The 517-nt window shown below is 69.8% G+C and carries 1 pseudogene; it reads left to right on the top strand.

From position 1 onward, the window contains the following. A pseudogene (locus FK268_RS24585) lies at positions 1-517 on the top strand (hypothetical protein); the annotation flags it as partial.

Raw genomic sequence — 517 nt, 5'->3', positions numbered from 1 at the left:
CCTTCGCCGCGATCGGTTACGAATACCCGCCGTACTACATGATGATCACCGAGGCGGCGATGCTGGCGCTCGTGGTCGAGGCGATCCTGCCGCGCGTCCTGGCGAGGCCGGAGGGCCTCCAATGGGTGTTCCTGGCCGTGGCGGCCGTGCTCTCGCTGACCCACTCGGTCGCCACGCTCGTGCGCACCGACCACCTCTCCCTCACCGCGCACTCCGTCGCCACCCTCGTCTCGGCCGCCCTCTTCTGGTCGGTACCCACGACCCTCGATGTGGTCCCCCTGATCCTGGTGGTCGCCATCACCCAGGTCGCGGCCGTGACACCGATCCGGGTGACAGCCGTGCACCTCCTGGCGTACGAGGCCGTGGTCGTGACGGCCGGGGCGCTCGGCGCCATCCACCAGGCCTGGATGATCGCCCTCACCGTCGCCTTCGGTGCGGCCGTCGGTCAGTTGATGCAGAACCAGCTCCTCCTCCTGCGCGCCGAACGTCGAGCCCAGGCCACGCGATCGGCGCTCGA

Origin of the sequence: Tsukamurella sputi, from assembly GCF_007858445.1 — a bacterium.
Taxonomy (GTDB): Bacteria; Actinomycetota; Actinomycetes; order Mycobacteriales; family Mycobacteriaceae; genus Tsukamurella; species Tsukamurella sputi.
Note: the sequence above shows the minus strand (reverse complement) of the source record. Positions and strands in the feature narration are given on the sequence as shown.